The following is a 23,219-nucleotide window of genomic DNA, read 5'->3' on the forward strand; positions in this document are numbered from 1 at the left end:
GATGTGGGTTGGCAATCCCTACAATCGCGCCCCGTGCAAGAGATTCTGAATATCGCGGCCTACAAGTTCGTGGCCATAGACGACAGCCCCGTGCTGCGTGAAGACCTGCGCGCCCGCACGCAGGCCCTGGGGCTCATGGGCACCATCCTGCTGGCGCCCGAGGGCATCAACCTGTTCCTGGCCGGCACCGCCGACGGTGTACGGGCTTTTCTGGCCCATTTGCGTGCCGATGCCCGCTTTGCCGACCTCGAGGCCAAGGAAAGCTGGTCCGCCGCGCAGCCCTTTCGCCGCATGCTGGTGAAGCTCAAGCGCGAGATCATCCGCATGGACCACCCGGCCATCCAGCCCGCCGCGGGCCGGGCGCCCGGCGTGGATGCCCCCACGCTCAAGCGCTGGCTCGACCAGGGCCACGACGACGAGGGCCGCGAAATCGCCCTGCTCGACACACGCAATGCCTTCGAAGTCGACCACGGCAGCTTCGAAGGCGCCATCGACTGGCGCATCGGCAAGTTCACCGAATTTCCGCCCGCCCTGAAGGCGCACCGCGACGAGTTCAAGGGCAAGACGGTCGTGAGCTTCTGCACCGGCGGCATCCGCTGCGAGAAGGCCGCGATCCTGATGCGCGAAGAAGGCGTGGAGCACGTGCTGCAGCTCGAAGGCGGCATCCTCAAGTATTTCGAGCAGGTCGGCGGCGCGCACTACACGGGCGACTGCTTCGTGTTCGACGGCCGCGAGGCCCTGGCGCCCGACCTGAGCGCACGCTCGGCACGCGCCAGCGCCCGCGCCTCGGAAGACCCCGACCTCGCCATCAAGCAGTAACGGCAACAACCAAGACGTCGACAGGCCTCCCATGCGCATCCTCCTGGTGGAAGACGAACTGGACATGGCCTCGTGGCTGATCCGCGCGCTCACACAAAGCGGCTTCGTGGCCGACCACGCGCCCGACGCGCGCACCGCCGAGGCCTTCATGGCCGGCACCGAATACGATGCCATCGTGCTCGACCTGCGCCTGCCCGACAAGCACGGCCTGAGCGTGCTGGCCGACATGCGCAATGCCGACGACCGCACGCCGGTGCTGATCCTCACGGCGCAAGGCGCCCTGCAAGACCGCGTGCGCGGCCTGAACCTGGGCGCCGACGATTTCCTCACCAAGCCCTTCGAGCTGGTCGAGCTCGAAGCGCGCCTGTCGGCCCTGGTGCGCCGCAGCCGCGGCAAGCAGCACCCGCGCCTGCAGTGCGCCTCGCTCTCGTACGACAGCCAGAGCCACGCCTTCACGCTGCGCGGCACGCTGCTGTCGCTCACGCCGCGCGAGCAGGCCGCGCTCACCGCCTTGCTGATGCGCAGCGGCGCACCGGTCGGCAAGTCGCAGCTTTTTGCCAAGGTGTTCACCAACGACAGCACCGCCGGCCCCGACGCCATCGAGGTGGTGCTGCACCGGCTGCGGCGCAAGCTCGCGGACAGCGACGTGCGCATCGTCACCGTGCGCGGCCTGGGCTACATGCTGGAGAGCATTGCCGATGGATCCTCAGCCCCAGCCCAACCCGAACTCCCCGGCGAGAGCGACTGAGCCACAGGCGCTGCCGCCCCAGCGCTTCGGCATCCGCGCGCGGCTGCTCGCGCTGCTGCTGCCCGGCATCGTCGCGCTGCTGGCGCTCGACAGCTGGAACGACTACAAGGCCCTGACCGATTCGCTCGTGGTCGCCTACGACCAGAGCCTGCTCGAACCCGTGCAGGCGCTGGCCAACGGCATCGTGGTGGCGAGCGACGGCAGCGTGCGCGTGCAGGAGCCGTTCTCGATCCAGGCGATGTTCGAGTCCACGCACCTGCGCTACAAGTACCTGCACGTCGGCGTGCAGCGCATTCCCAAGGGCGAGACGCTCGACGTGAACTCGCCCGAGACCACGCTCATGGGCGTGCCCGGCCTGCCCCGCCCGGCACAGCAACCACCCGACGGCACGCCGGTGTTCTACGACGCGGTGCACGAGCAGCACCCGGTGCGCGTGGCCGCGCTGCGGCAGACGGTGTACGACAACGTCCACCCCGGCGTGGCCTACAGCGTGCTGATCCAGGCGGCCGAGGGCACCGGCCCGCGCACCGAGGCCCAGGCCGAATCGCTGCGCCAGGAGCTGCTGCGCGACACGCGCATGGTGCTGGTGATGGCGCTGCTGGTGTGGCTCGGCGTGGCGTGGACGCTGCGCCCGCTGGAGCGCCTGCGCAGCTCGCTGCGCGAGCGATCGCGCGACGACCTGACGCCGCTCGACGCCAACGGCGTACCGCAGGAGGTTGCGCCGCTGGTGGACGCGGTGAACCACCACATCGCAGGCCATCGGCGCATGGTGGCCGAGCAATCGCAGTTCCTGGCCGATGCCTCGCATCAGCTGCGCACGCCGCTGAGCATCCTGTCGATACAGGCGGGCTACGCGGTGCGCGAGACCGATCCGGCACGCATGCGCGAGTCGCTGCACGCCATCGTCGGGCAGCTCGCGCGAACGCGCCGCCTCAGCGAACAGCTGCTGGCGCTGGCCCATGCCACCACCGAAGACGAAGTCACCCCTGCCGAGCCCACGGTGGTCGACCTCAACGCCATCGCGCGCGAGGTGGTGCTGCAATACCTGCCGCTGGCGCGCGAGAACGACCAGGACCTGGGCTGGGTCGACGCGCGCGGCGACAGCGCCGCCGAACGCATTGCCACCGCGGGCGACGACGGCGAAGACACGGACGGCACCGACGAAGCCGGCGATGAAGACGACTCACCCGTGCTGCCCGTGGCAGCCAACGCCGCCGAGCTGCACGAGGTTCTTGCCAACCTTGTGCACAACGCCATCAAGTACACACCGCGCGGCGGCAACATCACAGTGACCGTGCGGCGCGAGGCCTCATATGCGCTGGCCGAGGTGTGCGACAGCGGACCGGGCATCGCACCCGAGCGGCGCGACAGCGTGTTCGAGCGCTTCCATCGCGACCCATCCGTGGCCGCCGTTGCAACACAGGGTGCGGGCCTCGGCCTGACCATTGCGCGCAGCTATGCGCGGCGCAACGGCGGCGAGATCGAACTCGACAACGCCGACATGCCCGAGAGCCCCAACGGCGGCGGACTGCGCGCGATCCTGAGGCTTCCGCTGCGCGCCTTCTGAGGCCCTTCCTTGCAAGGGTTTCACCCAATACACCGGTACGTGATTACACGTATTTTGCGGGTCACCAGGCCGTTTACGCCTGCTCCGAAAGGCGATTGAAAGCCTCGATTCCTAGACTGCGCTCCTTCCAATCGAAGGAGACTCAATGCAGCACCAGCTCGGTGAAGATCCGGCCTCGCACGCGCTTCGGCCCGCTTCAAAATTCAAAAAAGATTACTACGGCGGCGCCCTGCTGATCGTCATCGGACTGGCCGCCGTCTATGCCGGCATCGGCTACCGCGTAGGCGAGCTTGCGCACATGGGACCGGGCTTCTTCCCGGTCGCGCTCGGCGCGCTGCTGGCACTCACGGGGCTGCTGATCGCGGTCTCCGCACGCGGCAACAAGCAAGCTGAAGGCGCGAGCGAAGAAGCCGCGTCGCACGGCCATCCGGGCGGCATGCCCGACATTCGCGGCGGCATCTGCATCATCCTGGGCATCCTCGCGTTCCTGCTGTTCGGCGAGTACGGCGGCCTGCTGCCGGCCACCTTCGCCATCGTGTTCATCTCGGCGCTCGGCGACCGCGACAACACGCTGACCGAAGCGCTGCTGCTGTCGCTGGCGATGTGCTTCATCGCGGTGGTGATCTTCTGGTGGGCGCTCAAGCTGCAGCTGCCCCTGTTCCAGTGGGGAGGCTGACACCATGATCGGTCAATCGCTCCACGACCTCTGGTTCGGCTTCGGCGTGGCCTTCCAGGGCTCGAACCTGATGTGGTCCTTCTTCGGCGTGCTGGTGGGCAACCTGATCGGCGTGCTGCCGGGCATGGGCGCGCTGCAGGCCATCTCGATCCTGCTGCCGCTCACCTACGTGATGCATCCGGTGCCGGCCATCCTGATGCTGGCCGGCATCTTCTACGGCTCGCAGTACGGCGGCGCCATCGGCGCCATCCTGATGAACATGCCGTCGCACCCGCCGCATGCGGTGACCTGTCTGGACGGGTACCCGATGACCAAGCAGGGCAAAGGGGGCGTCGCGTTAGGGGTGACGATGATCGCCTCGTTCTTCGCAGCGTCCGTCGGCATCATCGTGATGATCTTCGCCTCGCCCCTGCTGGTGCAGATCGCGTTCAAGTTCGGCCCGACCGAGATCTTCTCGATCATGCTGCTGGGCCTGCTCGCCGGCTCCACCATGTCGCGCGGCTCGCCGCTCAAGGGCGTGGCCATGACGCTGTTCGGCCTGCTGTGCGGCGTGGTCGGCACCGACGTGAACAGCGGCAGCTTCCGCTTCGCGTTCGGCCTGCCCGAGCTGAGCGACGGCCTCGAACTGGTGGCGATCTCGATGGGCCTGTTCGGCGTGGCCGACTTCCTGCTCAACGTGAACCGCATGAAGACCATCGGCGACACCGGCACGCTCAAGCTCAGCGACATGCGCCCGAGCAAGGAAGAGCTCAAGCGCGCCTTCCCCGCGATGATCCGCGGCACCATCGTCGGCACGGTGTTCGGCGCAATGCCCGGCACGGGCCCGACCATCACCACCTTCATTGCCTACGCGCTGGAGCGCAAGGTGTCGAAGACGCCGAACAAGTTCGGCACCGGCATGATCGAAGGCGTGGCCGGCCCCGAGGCCTCGGCCCACTCGAAGACGCAGGTCGACTTCATCCCGACGATGAGCCTGGGCATTCCGGGCGACGCGGTGATGGCGCTCATTCTGGGTGCGCTGCTGATCCAGGGCATCCAGCCCGGCCCGCAGCTCATTACCGAGCATCCGGACATCTTCTGGGGCCTGATCGCCTCGTTCTGGATCGGCAACGTGATCCTCGTGATCCTGAACGTGCCGCTCATCGGCGTGTGGGTGAAGCTGCTGAAGGTGCCCTACAAGTACCTGTTCCCGGCCGCGATGTTCTTCATTGCGACGGGCGTGTACAGCACGCAGAACAGCCTGTTCCAGATCTGGGAAGTGCTGGTGTTCGGCATTGTCGGCGCCGTGCTGATGTCGCTGGAATTCTCTGTCGCGCCGATCTTGCTGGGCTTCGTGCTCGGGCCGATGGTGGAAGAGAACTTCCGTCGCGCACTGCTGCTCTCGCGCGGCGACATGTCGGTGTTCGTGACGCGGCCGATCAGCGGCACCTTCATCGGACTGTGCGTGCTGCTGCTGGCAGGCGTGGGCTACTCGGCCTGGCGCGGCCGTGGCGGTCGCAAGGGCATGGTCGAGTTGCCGAAGGCGCCACCGGGTGCATCGCCGTCGGAGACTGTGGCGATCGGCAACGAGTAACTGCAAAAAACAAAAAGGGCCCGATACGTCGGGCCCTTTTTCATTGGCGCTTCAGTTCCAGCTTCAAACCGGCGTGGTGCCCGTATCGGGTTCGCGCACGCCGAAGGGCTTGCCGGGCAGCGGAATGAATTCAGTCTCGCCGGGCACGTGGCCCATGCGCTGGGCGGCCCAATCGGAGCCCGCCTCGAGAATGCGCTCGCGCCGGCTCGACACGAAATTCCAGGTGATGTAGCGCGGGCCGTCCAGCGGCTCGCCGCCGATCACCATCAGGCGCACGGCGGCGTCCGCCGTGAGCACCGCACCTTGCCCGTCGGACAGCACGGCCATGGTGTGCTCCTCGACCAGCTCGCCATTCACGCTGACATCGGCATCGACCGCGTAGATGGCCAGCTCGGGCGCCAACGCGGGCAATTCGAAGCGCCCGCCCGCAGGCAAGGCGATGTCGAGGTACACGGTTTGCGAGAGCGTCTTGACCGGCGAGCGGGCGCCGAAGGCTTCGCCCACCAGCACGCGCACCGCAACGCCCTGCTCCACCAGTTCGGGAATCGCATCGGCAGGCGTGTGCTCGAAGCTCGGTTCGGTTTCTTCATGCGCCTGCGGCAGCGCGGCCCACAGCTGCAGGCCGTGGTTCACGTAGGTGTCGGCCTTGAGGCGATCGGGCTTGCGCTCGGAGTGCACGATGCCCTTGCCGGCGGTCATCCAGTTGATGGCGCCGGGAAGAATCTCCTGCACGCTGCCCAGGCTGTCGCGATGCATCATCGCGCCCTTGAAAAGATACGTGACCGTCGAGAGGCCGATGTGCGGATGAGGCCGCACATCGTGCTCGCTGCCTGGCTGCTCGGTGGCCGGGCCGAAATGGTCGAAGAACACGAAGGGGCCGACCGAGCGGCGCTGCGCCGCGGGCAGCAGGCGCCGCACCTTGAAACCGCCGCCGAGGTCCTTGTCGTGCGGCTTGAGCAGTTGGGTCTCGGGGGCGGTGTCGGTCATCGTGTTTCTCCGTGGGGCGGCGGGTGCCGGTTATTCGCGCGATCTTGCCACCGTCGCGATGCGCTCGCCGAATGCGCGGGCGGTGTCGAAGTCACCCTTCAGCATTTCGGCCGGGCTCGCATCGGACGGCGATTGCGTCAGCAGGCCGCCGTAGCCGCCCACGTAGTTCATCGAGTCGCGCGTGGCGGCCTTGCTGTTGCTCGGCAGGATGCCCATGCTGACCCAGATGCCGCTGTGCTGCATCGCAAGCGTCCACAGGTAGGTCATGGTCGTGACCTTGTCGCCGTTCATGGTGGCGCTGTTGGTGAAGCCGGCGAAGAGCTTGTCCTTCCAGCCCTGCGTGTACCAGACCTTCGACGACGCATCGGCGAACTTCTTGAACTGCCAGCTCACGCCGCCCATGTAGGTCGGCGAGCCGAAGACGATGGCGTCGGCCGCAGCCAGCAGCTCCCAGCCGCCTTCGGGCAGGTTGCCGTCCGCGTCGATGGCGAGCAACTGGGCGCCCGCGCCGTCCGCCACGGTTTGCGCCACGCGCTGGGTGTGGCCGTAGCCGGAATGGAAGACGACGACGATGTTTGCCATGTTTGGGTGCTCCTGGGTGGGTGAGGTGCCGAGATCAGCGCTTGTCGATGCTGAAGCGGCCGGCGCCGAAGCCTGCGAGGGCAAGCAGGCCGCCTGCGATGGCGATGTTCTTGTTGAAGTTGATCTGCTGCATCATCTTCATGGCGTCAGGTGCGGACCAGTACTTGTGGAAGAACAGTGCGGTGGCCACGGTGAAGATCGCCATCACGATCGCGGTCCAACGCGTCTTGAAGCCCAGCAGCAGCGCGATGCCGAGACCCAGCTCGACGATGATCGCAATGGCCGCACCCACTTCGGGTAGCGGCAAGCCGACGGACGTGATGTAGCCAACGGTGCCGCCGAAGCCCATGAGCTTGCCGATGCCGGCGGGAATGAACAGGTAGGCGATCAGGATGCGGCTGATCAGGGCCAGCGTGTCTTGTGCCGAATTAGGTGCAGTGGTTGTAGTTGCCATGATTGAAAAACTCCTCGGTTGTTGAAATTGAAAAGGGAAAGGGGAAAGAAAAAGCCGGGCGGCAAGCGCCCGGCAAGGGGGATCAGGCGGCCAGATCGAACACCAGCACTTCGGCGTCCTTGCCGGCGCCCAGCGTCAGTTGCGATTCGCCTTCGAGCATCGCGGCGTCGCCGCCCACGAGCTTCTGGCCGTTCACTTCGAGCTCGCCGCGCACCAGGTGCACGTAGCTCTTGCGCTTCGGGTCGAGCGCCAGGCTGGCCTTCTCGTCGCCGTCGAGCAGGCCGGCGAACAGGCGGGCATCGGCATGCACCGTCACCGAACCGTCGTCGCCGTCGGGCGAGGCCACGAGGCGCAGCTTGCCGCGCTTCTCGGCATCACTGAACTTCTTCTGCTCGTAGCCGGGCTCGATGCCGCGCACGTTCGGCTGGATCCAGATCTGCAGGAAGTGCGTGGTCTCGTCGGCCTTGTGGTTGAACTCGCTGTGCATCACGCCGCGGCCCGCGCTCATGCGCTGCACGTCGCCGGGTGGAATGCTTTCCACGTTGCCCATGCTGTCCTTGTGCGCCAGCTCGCCCGAGAGCACGTAGCTGATGATCTCCATGTCCTTGTGGCCGTGGGTGCCGAAGCCGGCGCCCGCCGCCACGCGGTCTTCGTTGATCACCCGCAGGTTGCCGAAGCCCATGTGCTCCGGGTCGTAGTAGTTGGCAAAAGAAAAGCTGTGGAACGAGCGCAGCCAGCCATGGTCGGCATAACCGCGTTCCTGTGATTTACGGACTTGCAACATCGTCGAACTCCTTCGGCCCTGCCCTGTGGGGGTGTGCGGGCCTTTTTCGTATGCCGCGCCGGATGCGCAGCGGATGTAAAGAACTTTAGGTCCGCACCCCATTCGGAAAGACGCCGCGGTTTGATGGCACCATTCAAATAATTTGATCAATGGAGCCGCCATGCCCAGCCCCAGAGACGTGCTGACCCCCGATGCCCTTTCCATGCTCCAGACCGTTGCCAGCACCGGCAGCTTTGCCGCCGCCGCCCGCGCCCTCGACCTCGTGCCCAGCGCGCTGAGCTATCGGGTGCGCCAGATCGAGGACGCGCTCGACGTGCTGCTGTTCGACCGCAGCGCCCGCCAGGCGCGGCTGACCGAGGCCGGCGCCGAGCTGCTGCGCGAGGCCGACCGGCTGCTCAACGAGATCGACGCTGTGGCCAACCGCGTCAAGCGCGTGGCCACGGGCTGGGAGCCGATGCTGACCATCGCGGTCGACAGCGTGATCGCGCGCGACCCGCTGCTCGACCTGGCCACCGCCTTCTTCGCACTGGAGCCGCCCACGCGCCTCAAGCTGCGCGACGAGACGCTGCTCGGCACCATCGAGGCACTGACCAGCGGCGAGGCCGACCTGGCCATCGGCGCGGTGCTCGATGCCGCGAGCCTGGCGCTCACCGCCACGGGCATCCGCACCCGGCCGATCGGCGAGTTGCGCTTCGTCTATGCGGTGGCGCCCCACCATCCGCTGGCACGCCTGCCCCAGCCTCTGAGCGACGCGGTGATGCGGCAGTACCGCGCGGTGGCCGCGGCCGATTCGGCGCGGCACGGACCGAGCATGACGGTGAACCTCATGGGCGGGCAGGACGTGCTCACCGTGCCGAGCATGCAGGCCAAGATCGCGGCGCAATTGCACGGGCTGGGCGGCGGCTTTCTGCCCGAGCCGATGGCGCGGCCGTACATCGAGGCCGGGCATCTGGTCGAGCTGAAGACCGAGCGCATGCCGCCGATGGGAACGATGCACTGCGCATGGCGCGTGCGCAGCGCGGGCAAGCCGGGGCGGGCGCTCGAATGGTGGCTGGCGCAGTTCGAGCATGAAGGCACGCGGCGTGCACTGCTCGAGCGGCATCGGGGTCGATGAGGGGTTGACGAGTATTGCCGAGGATTCGCGCAGCGCCGCTAAGGGTGTGTCCTCAGGCGAAGCGGCTCTCGGACCGATGTAGAGTGCAGACACATCCAACCGCATTCCATCCAGAAGAAAAGAGTTCGTCATGAGCACTCGCGCAACTGCAAAGAAGCCGGCCAAGGCCGCCGACCGTCACCGAACCCCAGCCACCCCGCGCGCGCCGCGCAATTTCGCCGTCATCGGCGCCGGCATCGCCGGGGTGGCTTGTGCACGAACGCTGGTGCAGGCCGGCCACAAGGTCACGCTGTTCGAACGCGAGGCCACGGCCGGCGGGCGCATGGCGAGCATCGACACCGCCTTCGGCCGTTTCGACAGCGGCGCCCAGTACTTCACCGTGCGCGACCCGCGCTTTGCGCTGGCACTCGAAAGCACGCCCGGCCTGTGCAAGCGCTGGAGCGCAAACCTCGTGCGAGTGCTCGACGCCCACGGCCGCGTGGCCGAGGCGGCCCTGCCCTCGCTCGAACCGCACTGGGTGGCGCAGCCCGGCATGGATGCACTGGCCGCCCACTGGGCCAAGCCGCTGGGCGACAGTCTCATTACCGGCACGCAGGTCACGCAGATCGAGCCCGACGCGCTCGATGCGAAGCGCTGGCAACTGCGCACCGCGGGCACCGACGATTCGCAGCACGTGTACTCCGGCTTCGACGCCGTGCTGCTCGCCGTGCCGCCCGCACGCACCCGTGCGCTGCTGGGCGACGGCAAGCTCTCGGCCACGCTCAGCCGCAAGATCGAACCGGTGCGCATCGCCCCCTGCTGGACGCTGATGGTCGCCTACCCCCAGGCCAACCAGCCCACCATGTCGCACCTCGGCCCGCAGTGGAATGCGGCGCGCAGCACCCATCACCGCGTGGCGTGGCTGGCGCGCGAGTCGTCCAAGCCCGGCCGCGAGCCCATCGAGCGCTGGACGCTGCAGGCCAGCGCCACGTGGTCGCAAGAGCATCTGCGCGACACGCCCGCGCGCGTCGAAGCCAAGCTGCTGCGCGCCTTCGCCGAGATCACCGGCATCCATGCCACGCCCGCGCACGCCCAGGCCCTGTGCTGGAACGAAGCGCAGACGCAGGTGCCCGTGGGCACCACGCACCTCTGGGACAGCAAGGCCCGCATCGGCGTGGCCGGCGACTGGTGCACCGGCCACCGCGTCGAAGACGCCTTCCTCTCGGGCCTGTCGCTCGCGCTCGACGTCATCTGATCGGGAGATGAGGGAGACCGGCCGCTTCGCGCCCTCGCCCACCGGCCCGCTGCACGCGGGCTCGCTGGTGGCTGCGCTCGCGAGCTGGCTCGACGTGCGCGCCCGCGGTCCGCAGGCGCGCTGGCTGATCCGCATCGAAGACGCCGACACCGAGCGCTGCCTGCCCGGCATGGGCGAACACATCCTCCAGCAACTGGCCGCCTGTAGCCTGCTGCCCGACGAAGCCCCGGTGTGGCAAACGCAGCGCACCGCGCGCTACGAAGCCGCGCTGGCGCGGCTACAGGGGCGCGGCCTCGCCTACCCCTGCGGCTGCTCGCGCAAGGACATCAACGAAGCCCTCGCGCGACTCGGCCAGCGGCACGAGCGCCACGGCGAGCGCGTCTACCCCGGCACCTGCCGCGATGGGCTGCACGGCAAGCCCGCGCGAGCCTGGCGCTTCGCCACCGAAAAGTTCGAAGCCGACCGGCCACCCACGCCTGGCGTGCCCTGGGATGAAACAGCCGATTCCGGCACCGGCAGCGAACTCTGCTGGACCGACCGCCGCCTCGGCCGCCAGTGCCAGAACGTGAGCCGCGAGGTCGGCGACTTCGTGCTGCGCCGCGCCGACGGCCCCTGGGCCTATCAGCTCGCCGTGGTGGTCGACGATGCCGAACAGGGAGTGACCGACGTGGTCCGCGGCGAAGACCTCACCGACAACACCGCGCGCCAGATCCTGCTGCAGCGCGCGCTGGGCTTTCCCACGCCCAGCTACCTGCACACGCCGCTGGTACGCGGTGCCGACGGCGACAAGCTGTCGAAGCAGAACGGCGCCACTTCCATCGACACAGGCTCGCCCGCCGCCGCGCTGGCCGCGCTCGATGCGGCCGCGCGCGTGCTCGGCCTGCGGCCCACTACGGCCGTCGGCTGCGCAGACGCCCTGGCCGGTTGGGTGCCTGAATGGCGCGCTCTCTACAATTCGCGGCCGTAATGAATCTTCCCGACACCGTGCCCAACGACCTCCCGCCCGCCGACGACGAAGCGGCCAAGCCGCACCCGCTGCACCGCCGCCTCAAGAGCTTCGTGAAGCGCGCCGGCCGCACCACCGACGGCCAGGCACGCGCTTTTTCCGAACTGGGCCCGCTTTTCCTCGTGCCCTACAAGCCCGAGCCGCTCGACTTGACTGCGGCTTTCGGCGGCCGCGCCGGCCCGACCGTGCTGGAAATCGGCTTCGGCATGGGCGAGGCCACGGCGCACATCGCGACCGTGCTGCCCGAGACCAATTTCTTCTGCTGCGAAGTGCACGAGCCCGGCGTGGGCGCGCTGCTCAAGCGCATCGGCGAGCAGTCGCTGTCGAACATCCGCATCTGCGCGCACGACGCGGTCGACGTGCTCGACCACATGCTGCAGCCCGGTACGCTGGCCGGCGTGCATGTGTTCTTTCCCGACCCGTGGCACAAGAAGCGCCACAACAAGCGCCGCCTGATCCAGGCCGAGTTCGTGACCAAGCTCGCGCAGCACCTGCGCCCCGGCGGTTACATCCATTGCGCCACCGACTGGCAGCCCTACGCCGAGCAGATGCTCGAAGTGCTCGCGGCCGAGCCGCTGCTGCGCAACACGGCCGGGGGCTATGCGCCCAAGCCCGAATACCGCCCGCTCACCAAGTTCGAGAACCGCGGCATCAAGCTGGGCCACGGCGTGTGGGACCTGGTGTTCGAACGCGCTGCCTGAGCGGCCTCGGCCCTTCCCGGGCCCTCTCATCAGGGAATTCCGCCCCGGCACCCGACTTCCCCCCTGGCCCCGTTATTGCTACACTTTTTTACTAATGTGAAAGAAGGTGTCCAATGAACCCATCTCGCAGGGAATGGTTGAGCAAGGCGGCGTTGGGCGCACTGGCGCTGGGAAGCGGTATCGCCCACCCCGTCATGGCCCAGTCCACGCGCGCGGCGGGCGGCACACCGCGTGTCGTGCTGCTCGGGCAATCGGTGCCTCTCACCGGCAGTGCCTACGAAATAGGCACCGCCTTCGCCGCCGGCAGCCGCTTGGCGGTAAGCGACTTCAACGACAAGAACGCCGCCAACGGCCTGCAGCTGAAGCTGCTTCAACTCGACGACGGCTACGACGCGGCCCGCGCCGCTGCCAACGCGCGCACCCTGCTCACAACCAACAAGGCCGACATGCTCTTCGGCTTCGTCGGTACGGCCAGCAGCGAGGCCGGCGCCAACGTCGCCACGCAGCAGGGCAGCCTGCTGTTCGCGCCCTTCGCGGCCTCCGACACACTGCGCGGCGCCGAACATCCCAACGTGTTCCACGTGCGGCCCGGCATGATCGACGAGGCCCTGAAGATCGTGAAACAGTGCGCCACCGTGGGGCAGACCCGCATCGCGCTGGTGGGCGACGACGACGCCATGGGCCGCGCCGGCCTGGCGGCCGTCGAGCAGGCCATCACCGAGCTCAGGCTCACGCCCCTGGTCGCGAGCGCGCTGGTGCCGGCCACCGGCAACAAGCTCGACGCGGCCCTGAAGACGGTGCAGCAGCAGTCGCCCCAGGCCATCGTGCTGGTGTCGCTCTCGGGCACCACGGCCAATGCCATCCGCGCGCTGCGCAAGAGCGGCTACTCGGGCAGCTTCATGGCCTTTTCCATCGTCGGCATCGACCCACTCTACGCCACGCTGGGCAAGGACATCGGCGGCATCGTGATCTCGCAGGTGGTGCCTTCGCCGCGGCCTTCGGCCATTCCCATCGTCAAGGAATACCTCGCGGCCGTGGACAACTCCGACCAGACCGCGTCGTACGAAGGCCTCGAAGGCTTCATCGCCGCCAAGGCAGCCGGCGAAGCAGTGCGCCGCGCCGGCCGCGGCTTCAACACCGCGAGCCTGCAGCGCGTGATGTCGGGCATGACCGACTACGACGTGGGCGGCTTCCGCATCAACCTGCGCCCGGGCCTGCGCGACAGCGTGCGCAACATCGACCTGATCAGCATTTCTGCCGACGGCCGGGTCTTGCGCTGACGGCGGCGCAAGGGCTCAGCCCATGCTCACCAGCTTCTGCAGCGCATCGAGCGACAGCAGCTCGATGCGCCCGTAGCCCAGCGCAACCACGCCCTCACCCGCCAACGCATTGAGCTCCTTCGACAGCGTCTGCCGCGTCACGCCCAGCATCATCGCCAGCGCCTCCTGGGGCAACTGCAGTTCGTGCCGCAGGTGCACCGACTGCGTGGCATCGCCGCGCGCCAACACCAGCAGCCGATGCGCCACGCGGGCGCGCAGGCTGCGCAGCATGGCATCTTCGGTCAGCCCGTAGAGCATGCGCACGCGCGCCGCCAGCATCGCGGCGATGGCGTTGGAGAACACCACGTCGCGCATCAGCTGCCCGAAGGCCTCGGGCGGCACCATCAGCAAGTCGAGTGCCTCCAGCGCGGTGGCGTCGTGCGTGCGCGGAGAGCCGTCGATCAGCGTGATCTCGCCAAACCAGTTGCCGGGCTCCAGCACCGCGAGGATGGCCTCGCGCCCGTCCTGGCGCAGCGAAGAAATCTTGATGGTGCCCGCCACCAGCCCGTAGAAACCGCCGCCCGCCGCATGGATCGGGTCGCCCTGGCGGAACACCATCGCGCCGCGCCGCACGTGGTGGAGTTCGGCCGCGCCCAGCAGCGCCTCGCGCTGGGCGCGCGGCATGCTCATGAACCACGGATTGCCCTCCAGCGCGGCGCGGTGCGCAGCGGAAAGACGCGGTCTAGGGGAGGCAGCCATGGGCATGAACCGCTGCGAGGCGGGGGTTTACCAGAACCCCACATTGTCAAATTCTTGACAGTTCAAGGTCAAGCGCAGGCATACAGTGGCCGGCACCCCACAAGAACGGAGACCCCAGCGATGAACGCACGCGCAAGTTTCAAGAGCATGCAGGAAAGCACGCGCGAAGACTGGCAACTGATCGGCGGCGAATTCATGCAGTTCACGACCGGCCTGCCGGCGCGCGTGATCAAGCACCTGCAGATTCTCGAAGGCGACTACGGCGGCTTTCCGGTCGACCGCTACACCCACTCGCTGCAGACCGCCACCCGCGCCCTGCGCGACGGCCGCGACGAGGAGTACGTGGTGTGCGCGCTGCTGCACGACATCGGCGACACGCTGGGCAGCTTCAACCACCCCGACATTGCCGCCGCCATCCTCAAGCCCTTCGTGAGCGAAGCCAACCACTGGATGGTGCAGAACCACGGCATCTTCCAGGGCCACTACTTCTTCCACCACATCGGCCTGGACCGCGACATGCGCGACAACTTCAAGGGCCACCCGCACTACGAGCGCACGGCCGAGTTCTGCGCGCTCTACGACAACCCCGCCTTCGACCCCAAGGCCGAGACGCTGCCCATCAGCGAGTTCGAGCCCATGCTGCGCCGCGTGATGGCGCAGCCGAAGCAGAGCATCTACAAGGCCGCGCTGACCGAGCCCGCGGCCGCCTGACATCGACAAGAGGAAACCTCATCATGAACGCCTTCTCCCAACCCGAAATCCAGAAGCTCGTCTCCGCCGAGGAGTGGCAGCTTCGCGTCGACCTCGCCGCCTGCTACCGACTGGTGGCGCTCTACGGCTGGAGCGACCTCGTGTTCACGCACATCAGCGCGCGCATTCCCGGCCCCGAGCACCACTTCCTGATCAACCCCTACGGCCTGATGTTCGACGAGATCACCGCGTCGAGCCTGGTCAAGGTCGACCAGCAGTGCAACAAGATCATCGACTCACCCTACCCCGTGAACCCGGCGGGCTTCGTCATTCACAGCGCAGTGCACGCCGCGCGCGAAGACATCCAGTGCGTGCTGCACACCCACACCAAGGCCGGCATCGCCGTCAGCGCGCAGAAGAATGGCGTGCTACCCATCAGCCAGCAGTCGACCTTCGTGCTGGCCTCGCTGGCCTATCACGACTACGAAGGCGTGGCCTTCCGCGACGACGAGAAGCCGCGCCTGCAAGCCGACATGGGTAATGCCAACTTCCTCATGCTGCGCAACCACGGCCTGCTGACCTGCGGCAAGACCATTGCCGACGCCTTTCTTTCGATGTACACCTTCGAGAACACCTGCCAGATCCAGATTGCGGCGCAATCGGGCGGCAGCGAACTCACGCAGGTGGACCCACGCATCGTGGAAGGCGTGGGCCAGGCCATGAAGGTGCAGACCGGAGGCCTGGGCGGCCAGTTCGTCTGGCCTTCGCTGATCCGCAAGCTCGACCGCATCGACGACAGCTACAAACAATAAGACACGCGTCGACCCCGGTTTCCACGGCTGCCAGCGCCTGCACGACAGGTGCTGGCGGCTATTTTTTTACGCATCAAAACTACAAGAACCAACGAGGAGACAAATCCATGGACGCCACCGTCGTCGTCACCCGCTTCCTGTTCGGCGCGCTCGCGCTCGTGATGTTCGGGCTCGGGCTTTCGCTTTCGCTCGCCGACTTCAAACGTCTCTTCAAGCACCCGAAGGCCGTGACCATCGCGCTCTTGCTGCAGGTCATCGGCTTGCCGCTGGCGTGCTACGCGATCATCGTGGGCTTCGGCCTGTCGCCCGTGTTCGCGGTCGGGCTGATGCTGCTCGCGGCCTCGCCCGGCGGCATTTCGGCCAACCTGTTCTCGCACCTGTTCGGCGGCAACGTGGCGATGAACATCTCGCTCACGGCCGTGAACACGCTGCTGTCCATCGTCACGCTGCCGCTCATCGCGAACTGGGCCATCGGCTATTTCGCGCAGGGCGGCCAGGTAGTGCCGCTGCAGACACGCAAGCTGGTGGAAGTGATTGCCATCGTGCTGGTGCCGGTGGCCATCGGCATGTTCGTGGCCTCGCGCAGCCCCGGCTTCGCGGCGCGCATGGAAAAGCCGACCAAGATCTTCAGCGGCGTGGTGCTCGCGGTGGTGACGGTGCTCGCCATCGCCAACGAGTGGAAGACCATGGCGGCCACCTTCGCAGAGATCGGTGTGCCGGTGCTGCTGTTCAATCTCGTGAGCCTGCTCGCGGGCTACTACCTGAGCCGCGCCGCGGGCCTCGACAAGCCGCTGGCCACCGCCATCAGCTACGAGATCGGCATTCACAACTCCACGCTGGCGATCTTCATCGCGGTGAGCGTGCTCGGCAGCTTCCAGCTCGCGCTGCCGGCGGCCATCTACTCGGTGGTGATGTACATCACCGCGCCGCTGTTCGGATGGTTGCTGTTGCGCCGGCCCGCGCCGGCCGCCGTGCCTGCGCGATGATCGGACGATGGAACTCCGGCAACTGCGCTACTTCGTCAAGGTCTGCGAGCTTCGCAGCATGGGCCGCGCGGCGGTCGAACTGGGTGTGGTCACCTCGGCGCTGAGCCAGCAGATCAGCCGGCTCGAGAGTGAGCTTTCCACCCGGCTGCTGCAGCGCAGCTCGACCGGCGTTGCGCCCACCGATGCGGGCGTGGCCTTTCTCCACCAGGCCCAGCTCACGCTGCGCCATGCCGACGATGCGGTGCGCGCCGCGCAGCAGGCGCGGCTCTCGGGCCACGTGAGCGTAGGCCTGGCGCCAACCACCGCCACGGTGCTCGGCGTGCCGCTGATGCGCGCCATGCGCGAGCGCTACCCCGAAGTGCGGCTGCACATGGTCGAAGCGCTGTCCGGCCACCTCACGACCATGCTGCAGGCGCGGCAGCTCGACCTGGCCGTGCTGTTCCAGACCGACACGCCGCGGCGCTGGAGCGTGACGCCGCTGCTGGCCGAAAAGCTCTTCGTCATCGCGTCCCCCACGCTGGCGCAGCGCCCCACCGGCGCCCGCGTGCGCCTGTCGCAACTGGCCGAACTGCCATTGATATTGCCCAGCGGCAGCCACGGCCTGCGCGCCACGCTGATGGCTGCCTTCGCGCGGGCACGCATCGTGCCGCGCATCGTGGCCGAAGTCGACGGCCTCGCGCTGCTGATGGACGCGGTGCGCGCCGGCCATGGCGCCACCATCCAGCCCGGCGCCGCCACCGCGCGGCACGATCGTGACGACTTGCAGCTCACACAGATCGCCGATGCCCACGTGGGCCGCCGCAACCTGCTCGTGAGCCTGTCGGACGACGAACTCTCCCCCGCCGCGCTGGCCACCCGCGTGGTGATGGCCGACACGGCGCGCGCCCTGGTGCGCGAAGGTCTCTGGGCCGGTGCCAGTCTTCACAAAAACTGAACACCCGTTGCCCGGATCGGCCTTTCGCCTGAAGGCCGGCCTGCCTAGAGTCTCCTGTATTCCAAGGAGACCCACGAGTGATAGACGTACTGGTTGTCGGTGGCGGCAATGCCGCGCTGTGCGCCACCCTGATGGCACGCGAGGCCGGCGCCTCGGTGCTGCTGCTCGAAGCCTCGCCCAAGGCATGGCGCGGCGGCAATTCGCAGCACACGCGCAACCTGCGCTGCATGCACGACGCCCCGCAGGACGTGCTGATAGAGGCCTACCCTGAAGAGGAATACTGGCAAGACCTGCTGAAGGTGACCGGTGGCCTCACCGACGAGCATCTGGCGCGCCTCGTAATTCGCGCCTCGTCGAACTGCCGCGACTGGATGCGCAGCCACGGCGTGCACTTCCAACCGCCGCTGTCGGGCGCGCTGCATGTGGCGCGCACCAACGCCTTCTTCATGGGTGGCGGCAAGGCGCTGGTGAACGCCTATTTCCGCAGCGCCGAACGGCTGGGCGTGCAGATCCGCTACGACACGCCCGTGGCCTCGGTCGAGCTCGACGGCGACCGCTTCGTGGCCGTGCGCACCGAGGCCGGCGAGCGCATCGAAGCAAAGAGCTGCGTGCTGGCCGCCGGCGGCTTCGAGTCGAACCGCGAATGGCTGCGCGAAGCCTGGGGCCAGAACGAGCGCGGCGAATGGCCGGCCGACAACTTCCTGATCCGCGGCACGCGCTTCAACCAGGGCGTGCTGCTGAAGCACATGATCGAGGCGGGCGCAGACAGCATCGGCGATCCGTCGCAGGGCCACATGGTGGCCATCGACGCGCGCGCGCCGCTGTACGACGGCGGCATCTGCACGCGCATCGACTGCGTGTCGCTCGGCGTGGTCGTCAACCGCGAGGCGAAGCGCTTCTACGACGAGGGAGAAGACTTCTGGCCCAAGCGCTACGCCATCTGGGGCCGACTCGTCGCGCAGCAGCCGGGGCAGATCGCCTGGTCGGTCATCGACCAGAAGGCGGTCGGGCGCTTCATGCCACCGGTGTTTCCAGGCACGCAGGCGAGCACGCTCGGCGAACTGGCACGCAAGATCGGCCTCGACGAAGCCACCTTCGTGCGCACGGTGGAGGACTACAACGCCGCCTGCCGCGTGGGCCGCTTCGACCACACCGCCCTCGACGACTGCCACACCGAGGGACTGGCGCCCGCCAAGACGCACTGGGCGCGCCCCATCGACACAGCGCCCTTTTACGCCTACCCCGTGCGCCCCGGCATCACCTTCACCTACCTCGGCCTGAAGGTTGACGAAACAGCGGCCGTGCGCTTCGGCGGCCGGGCCAGCCCGAACCTGTTCGTGGCCGGCGAAATGATGGCCGGCAACGTGCTCGGCAAGGGCTACACGGCGGGAGTCGGCATGAGCATCGGCACGGCCTTCGGGCGCATCGCCGGCACGCAGGCTGCGAACGCGGCAAAGAACCTTTCGAAGAAATCCCCGGAGACAGCCCTTGCAGCAACTCACTGATCTCGTCGCACGCGCCCGTGCGGATGCCGACGGCATCGGTGGCGGTGCCACGTCGCGCGTGATCCCGATCCAGCCCGCCCTTCCGTTGACAGCGAGCGAAGGCGAAGTCGCCCGCATCCTGCAGATCTGCAACGCCTGCCGCTACTGCGAAGGCTTCTGCGCCGTGTTCCCGGCCATGACGCGCCGCCTCGAATTCGGCAAGGCCGACACGCACTACCTCGCCAATCTGTGCCACAACTGCGGCGCCTGCCTGCACGCCTGCCAATACGCGCCGCCACACGAGTTCGCGGTGAACGTGCCGCAGGCGATGGCGCAGGTGCGCATGCAGACGTACCACGACTACGCCTGGCCACCGGCGATGGGTGCGCTGTACCAGCGCGCGGGCCTCACGGTTGCGCTCGCGCTGGCTGGAGGGCTCGCGCTCTTCCTGGTGCTTGCTGTGGCGATGTCGGGCTCGTTGCTGCACGAGCCGCTCGCGGGCAATTTCTACGCGATCTTTCCGCACAACTTTCTCGCGCTGGTGTTCGGCGCGGTGTTTCTCTTCGTGATGTTCGCGCTGGCCATGGGCGTGCGGCGCTTCTGGCGCGAGGTATCGCCGTCGCGCGACAACGTGCCCGCCGAGGTAACCGACGTACGCAACGCAGCCAGCGCCGAGGCCGCGCACGACGCACTGCGCCTGAAGTACCTGGGCGGGGGCCACGGCGAAGGCTGCAACAACGAAGACGACCGCTTCACCCTGTGGCGCCGGCGTTTCCACCACTTCACCTTCTACGGCTTCATGCTGTGCTTCGCCTCGACCTGCGTGGCCACGCTGTATCACTACCTGTTCAGCCTGCATGCGCCCTATGCGCTCACCAGCCTGCCGGTGCTGCTGGGCACCGCGGGCGGCATCGGCCTGGTGGTGGGCCCGGTCGGCCTGCTGTGGCTCAACTTGCGGCGCAACCCGGCGCACGGTGACGTCGCCCAGCGCCCCATGGACCGCGGCTTCATTGCGCTGCTGCTGCTCACCAGCCTCACCGGCCTTGCGCTGCTGGCGTGGCGTGACACGCCCTTCATGGCATTGCTGCTGGCGGTGCACCTGGGCGTGGTGATGGCGCTGTTTCTCACCCTGCCCTACGGCAAGTTCGCGCACGGCATCTTTCGCTCGGCCGCCTTGCTGAAGTTCGCCATCGAGAAGCGCCTGCCCAGCCGCCTGCAGCTCGGCGCCGACTGAATGAACCCCATGCATCCGAAGGAAACCCCATGACACGACCCGGCGTACTCCAGATTCCCTCCATGAAGGGCCAATGCTCCGATGCCGAATGGCAGGCCCGCATCGACCTCGCTGCCTGCTACCGGCTGGTGGACCTCTACGGCATGTCCGACATGATGGCCAACCACATCTCCTCGCACGTGCCGGGCGAAAAAGGTGCCTTTCTCATCAACCCCTACGGAATGATGTACGAGGAGATCACCGCCTCCAGCCTCATCAAGGTCGACCAGGACGGCAACATCCTCTCGAAGCCCGACTTCGGCGAGTTGGACTACGGTATCAACAAAGCCGGCTACGTGATCCACAGCGCCGTGCACGCCGCGCGGCCCGACGTGGCCTGCGTGATCCACACGCACAGCTGGGCGTCGATGGCGGTTTCATCGCTCGAATGCGGCCTGCTGCCGCTCACGCAGACAGCCATGCGCTTCCTGAAGATCGGCTACCACGATTACCAGGGCGTGGTGCTGAACACCGAGGAGCAGGCCTCGCTGCTGGCCGACCTGGGCGACCGCGAGGCCGTGATCTTCCGCAACCACGGCGCACTGGTGGTGGGCCGCAGCGTAGGCGAGGCCTTCAACTGGATGCACCGGCTGGAGCTGGCCTGCCGCGCGCAGATCGGCGCAATGTCGTGCAACACGCCGCTGAAGGCGGTGCCAAAGCACGTCCTCGAAGAGACCTGGAACAACTACCAGCCCGGCACGCGCCGTCCCTACGGCCTCATGGAATGGCCAGCGCTGCTGCGCAAGCTCGACCGGATGGACCCGGGCTTTCGCGACTGATTGATCACCCCCACGAGAACACAACAATGACACGAGACAAGCCATCCTCCTTCTTCCGGAAACTTCTCTGCGCCACGGCGCTGTTGGCCGCCAGCCTAGGCGCCACCGCGCAAACGGCCTATCCAAGCAAGCCCGTGCGCGTGGTCGTCGCCTTCACGGCCGGCGGCACCACCGACATCCTCGCGCGCGCCGTCACGCAGCACATGTCGGAAAAACTCAAGCAGTCCTTCATCATCGACAACAAGCCCGGTGGCGGCGGCAACATCGGCACCGAATTTGTGGTGCGCGCACCGGCCGACGGCTACACGCTGATCGTCAACTCGGTCGGCCCGATGGCCGTCAATCAGACGCTCTACAAGAACCTGCCCTACGACCCGCTCACCGACCTTGTGCCGGTGGTGCAGATCGCAGACGTGCCCAACGTGCTGGTGGTGAACCCCGAAGTGCCCGCGAAGACGCTGGAAGAATTCATCGCCTACGCCAAGGCCAACCCCAACAAGCTGAACTACGGTTCCACCGGCGTCGGCACCTCGTCGCACCTGTCGAGCTACATGCTCAGCAAGCGCATCGGGGCCGAGACGCTGCACGTGCCCTACAAGGGCGCGAACGCACTCAACGACCTGCTCGCGGGCCGCGTGCAGTTCATGTTCGCGACCATTCCATCGGTCATCGCGCACATCAAGGCGGGCAAGCTCAGGGCCATTGCGGTGAGCAGCCAGAAACGCTCGCGCTCGCTGCCCGACGTGCCGACCGTGGCTGAGAAGGGCTTCCCCGATTTCTCCGCCGGCTCGTGGTTCGGCTTCTTCGCGCCGAAGGGCACGCCGGCCCCGGTGATCGCGCTGCTCAATAAGTCGGTGAACGAGGCGCTGCCCTCGCTCGAGGCGCAGATGATCCGCGAGGGTGCCGACCCGGTCGGTGGCACACCCGAGCAGTTCGGCAAGTTCACGCGCCAGGAGTACGAGAAGTGGAGGGCGATCGTGCGCGAATCGGGTGCGACGGCCGAATGACCGCTCCGCTGCGCATTCTGATGACGCCGCAAGCCGCGGCGCAGGCGGCGTCCGGCCTGCCCGCGGCGCTCGGCGACCGCACTCACGTGCTGGTGAACCCGGGCGACGACGCTGACGTGGCTTTTGTCTCGCGCGACGTCACCGGCCTGTCGACCAAGCATGAGGTGCTGCCGCAAACGCAGGCCTTTCACGACGCAATGCGCCATGCGCCCTCGCTGCGCTGGGTGCATGCGCATTCCGCGGGCGCCGACCGGCCGGTGTACGGCGAGTTGCGCGCACGCGGCGTGGAGGTCACGACCTCGTCGGGCGCCAATTCCGGCGTGGTCGTTCAGACCGCGCTGGCAGGCGTGCTGATGCTCGCGCGGCAGTTTCCGCAGCTGCTGGCAGCGCAGCGCGCACGCACGTGGTCGTCGCTCATGGGCAGCGGCCTTCCGCGCGACCTTGCGGGGCAGACGGCAGTGGTCGTCGGTTGGGGGCCGATCGGGCAAGGCCTCGGCGCGCTGCTCGCGGCGCTGGGCCTGCGCGTCGTTTCCGTGCGCGGCAGCGAGGCCCCGGCCTCAACGCCGGCCCACGAGAGCGTGAGCTACGAGCAGCTGCACGCGGTGCTGCCGCAGGCCGACTGGCTGCTGCTGGCCTGCCCGCTGAGCGACCGCACACGCGGCCTCATCGATGGGGCGGCGCTGGCGCGCATGCCCACTGGTGCGCGGCTCGTGAACGTCTCGCGCGGCGAGGTGGTCGACGAGCCTGCGCTCATCGATGCATTGCGCAGCGGCGCGCTGGCCGGCGCGTATCTCGACGTGTTCGCGCACGAGCCCCTGCCGGCCGACTCGCCGCTGTGGAGCTTGCCGAACGTGATCGTCACGCCCCACACCGCCGGCCATTCGGACGGCAACGAAACGCGCGTGGCCGCGATCTTTCTCGACAACCTGCGGCGCTGGGTACGCAACCAGCCGCTGCTGAACCGCGTGGCGTGAAGCGCGCGCTCTTTTCA

At 67.6% G+C, this 23,219-nt stretch carries 24 protein-coding genes; 19 read left to right on the forward strand and 5 right to left on the reverse strand.

Annotated features, from left to right (window positions below):
* The first annotated feature begins 33 nt into the window (after positions 1-33).
* From ACSFCA_RS02270 to ACSFCA_RS02290, 5 genes are all read left to right on the forward strand, one after another.
* Positions 34-819 carry a sulfurtransferase gene (locus tag ACSFCA_RS02270; RefSeq protein ID WP_435458465.1) on the forward strand — a complete coding sequence of 262 codons (786 nt, stop codon included), beginning with the start codon at positions 34-36 and terminating at the stop codon, positions 817-819.
* A 31-nt stretch (positions 820-850) separates the two neighbouring features.
* Positions 851-1,567, forward strand: coding sequence for a response regulator (locus tag ACSFCA_RS02275; RefSeq protein WP_258354342.1), 717 nt, complete (start codon positions 851-853; stop codon positions 1,565-1,567).
* On the forward strand, positions 1,518-3,134 hold the full coding sequence (locus tag ACSFCA_RS02280; protein WP_435458466.1) for a sensor histidine kinase: 1,617 nt from the start codon (positions 1,518-1,520) through the stop codon (positions 3,132-3,134). The genes ACSFCA_RS02275 and ACSFCA_RS02280 overlap by 50 nt, the downstream gene beginning before the upstream one ends.
* 145 nt (positions 3,135-3,279) lie before the next feature.
* Positions 3,280-3,810 (forward strand): tripartite tricarboxylate transporter TctB family protein, encoded by a 531-nt coding sequence (locus ACSFCA_RS02285; protein ID WP_435458467.1) that lies wholly within the window; start codon positions 3,280-3,282, stop codon positions 3,808-3,810.
* 4 nt (positions 3,811-3,814) lie between these two features.
* Positions 3,815-5,383 (forward strand): tripartite tricarboxylate transporter permease, encoded by a 1,569-nt coding sequence (locus ACSFCA_RS02290; protein ID WP_435458468.1) that lies wholly within the window; start codon positions 3,815-3,817, stop codon positions 5,381-5,383.
* A 63-nt stretch (positions 5,384-5,446) separates the two neighbouring features.
* Here ACSFCA_RS02290 and ACSFCA_RS02295 read toward each other — a convergent pair whose 3' ends face one another.
* The 4 genes from ACSFCA_RS02295 to ACSFCA_RS02310 all read right to left on the reverse strand — a co-directional run bounded on the left by ACSFCA_RS02295 (position 5,447) and on the right by ACSFCA_RS02310 (position 8,190).
* The gene (locus ACSFCA_RS02295) at positions 5,447-6,370 is read right to left on the reverse strand and encodes a pirin family protein (protein WP_435458469.1); all 924 of its coding nucleotides are present in this window, start codon (positions 6,368-6,370) and stop codon (positions 5,447-5,449) included.
* A 30-nt stretch (positions 6,371-6,400) separates the two neighbouring features.
* Positions 6,401-6,952, reverse strand: coding sequence for a flavodoxin family protein (locus tag ACSFCA_RS02300; protein ID WP_093055910.1), 552 nt, complete (start codon positions 6,950-6,952; stop codon positions 6,401-6,403).
* Between the two features lie 34 nt (positions 6,953-6,986).
* The gene (locus ACSFCA_RS02305; protein ID WP_435458470.1) at positions 6,987-7,406 is read right to left on the reverse strand and encodes a DoxX family protein; all 420 of its coding nucleotides are present in this window, start codon (positions 7,404-7,406) and stop codon (positions 6,987-6,989) included.
* A gap of 82 nt (positions 7,407-7,488) precedes the next feature.
* Positions 7,489-8,190, reverse strand: a complete 702-nt coding sequence (locus tag ACSFCA_RS02310; RefSeq protein WP_435458471.1) for a pirin family protein — start codon at positions 8,188-8,190, stop codon at positions 7,489-7,491.
* A gap of 160 nt (positions 8,191-8,350) precedes the next feature.
* Here ACSFCA_RS02310 and ACSFCA_RS02315 point away from each other — a divergent pair, with 160 nt between their 5' ends.
* From ACSFCA_RS02315 to ACSFCA_RS02335, 5 genes are all read left to right on the forward strand, one after another.
* Positions 8,351-9,304 carry a LysR family transcriptional regulator gene (locus tag ACSFCA_RS02315; protein WP_258354334.1) on the forward strand — a complete coding sequence of 318 codons (954 nt, stop codon included), beginning with the start codon at positions 8,351-8,353 and terminating at the stop codon, positions 9,302-9,304.
* Positions 9,305-9,434: 130 nt separating this feature from the next.
* A complete protein-coding gene (locus ACSFCA_RS02320) occupies positions 9,435-10,538 on the forward strand; it encodes an NAD(P)/FAD-dependent oxidoreductase (RefSeq protein ID WP_435458472.1) in 1,104 nt (367 codons plus the stop codon).
* 7 nt (positions 10,539-10,545) lie between these two features.
* Positions 10,546-11,505 (forward strand): tRNA glutamyl-Q(34) synthetase GluQRS, encoded by a 960-nt coding sequence (gene gluQRS / locus ACSFCA_RS02325; RefSeq protein WP_435458473.1) that lies wholly within the window; start codon positions 10,546-10,548, stop codon positions 11,503-11,505.
* Positions 11,505-12,245, forward strand: coding sequence for a tRNA (guanosine(46)-N7)-methyltransferase TrmB (gene trmB, locus ACSFCA_RS02330; RefSeq protein WP_435458474.1), 741 nt, complete (start codon positions 11,505-11,507; stop codon positions 12,243-12,245). Before gluQRS ends, trmB begins: the two co-directional genes overlap by 1 nt.
* A gap of 113 nt (positions 12,246-12,358) precedes the next feature.
* Positions 12,359-13,525: an ABC transporter substrate-binding protein gene (locus tag ACSFCA_RS02335; RefSeq protein ID WP_435458475.1), complete on the forward strand. Its 1,167-nt coding sequence runs from the start codon at positions 12,359-12,361 to the stop codon at positions 13,523-13,525.
* 15 nt (positions 13,526-13,540) lie between these two features.
* Here ACSFCA_RS02335 and ACSFCA_RS02340 read toward each other — a convergent pair whose 3' ends face one another.
* Complete coding sequence (locus ACSFCA_RS02340; RefSeq protein WP_435458476.1) at positions 13,541-14,263, reverse strand: Crp/Fnr family transcriptional regulator; 723 nt, start codon at positions 14,261-14,263, stop codon at positions 13,541-13,543.
* Between the two features lie 120 nt (positions 14,264-14,383).
* Between ACSFCA_RS02340 and ACSFCA_RS02345 the strand changes: the two genes are divergently transcribed.
* The 9 genes from ACSFCA_RS02345 (at position 14,384) to ACSFCA_RS02385 (ending at position 23,202) form a co-directional block, all read left to right on the forward strand.
* Positions 14,384-14,974: an HD domain-containing protein gene (locus ACSFCA_RS02345; RefSeq protein ID WP_093176018.1), complete on the forward strand. Its 591-nt coding sequence runs from the start codon at positions 14,384-14,386 to the stop codon at positions 14,972-14,974.
* Between the two features lie 23 nt (positions 14,975-14,997).
* The gene (locus ACSFCA_RS02350; protein ID WP_258354327.1) at positions 14,998-15,765 is read left to right on the forward strand and encodes a class II aldolase/adducin family protein; all 768 of its coding nucleotides are present in this window, start codon (positions 14,998-15,000) and stop codon (positions 15,763-15,765) included.
* A gap of 107 nt (positions 15,766-15,872) precedes the next feature.
* Positions 15,873-16,751 (forward strand): bile acid:sodium symporter family protein, encoded by an 879-nt coding sequence (locus tag ACSFCA_RS02355; RefSeq protein WP_258354326.1) that lies wholly within the window; start codon positions 15,873-15,875, stop codon positions 16,749-16,751.
* 7 nt (positions 16,752-16,758) lie between these two features.
* Positions 16,759-17,685, forward strand: coding sequence for a LysR family transcriptional regulator (locus ACSFCA_RS02360; RefSeq protein ID WP_258354325.1), 927 nt, complete (start codon positions 16,759-16,761; stop codon positions 17,683-17,685).
* 77 nt (positions 17,686-17,762) lie between these two features.
* Positions 17,763-19,190, forward strand: a complete 1,428-nt coding sequence (gene tcuA, locus ACSFCA_RS02365) for an FAD-dependent tricarballylate dehydrogenase TcuA (protein WP_435458477.1) — start codon at positions 17,763-17,765, stop codon at positions 19,188-19,190.
* Complete coding sequence (gene tcuB / locus ACSFCA_RS02370; protein ID WP_375338450.1) at positions 19,174-20,403, forward strand: tricarballylate utilization 4Fe-4S protein TcuB; 1,230 nt, start codon at positions 19,174-19,176, stop codon at positions 20,401-20,403. The genes tcuA and tcuB overlap by 17 nt, the downstream gene beginning before the upstream one ends.
* A 29-nt stretch (positions 20,404-20,432) precedes the next feature.
* Entirely contained in the window at positions 20,433-21,221 is a 789-nt protein-coding gene (locus ACSFCA_RS02375) for a class II aldolase/adducin family protein (protein WP_435458478.1), read from the forward strand.
* Between the two features lie 26 nt (positions 21,222-21,247).
* Entirely contained in the window at positions 21,248-22,228 is a 981-nt protein-coding gene (locus ACSFCA_RS02380; protein ID WP_435458479.1) for a Bug family tripartite tricarboxylate transporter substrate binding protein, read from the forward strand.
* The gene (locus ACSFCA_RS02385; protein WP_435458480.1) at positions 22,225-23,202 is read left to right on the forward strand and encodes a D-2-hydroxyacid dehydrogenase; all 978 of its coding nucleotides are present in this window, start codon (positions 22,225-22,227) and stop codon (positions 23,200-23,202) included. The genes ACSFCA_RS02380 and ACSFCA_RS02385 overlap by 4 nt, the downstream gene beginning before the upstream one ends.
* The last annotated feature ends 17 nt before the right edge of the window (positions 23,203-23,219 follow it).

It is taken from the genome of Variovorax multivorans, assembly GCF_051216835.1.
Classification (GTDB): domain Bacteria; phylum Pseudomonadota; class Gammaproteobacteria; order Burkholderiales; family Burkholderiaceae_C; genus Variovorax.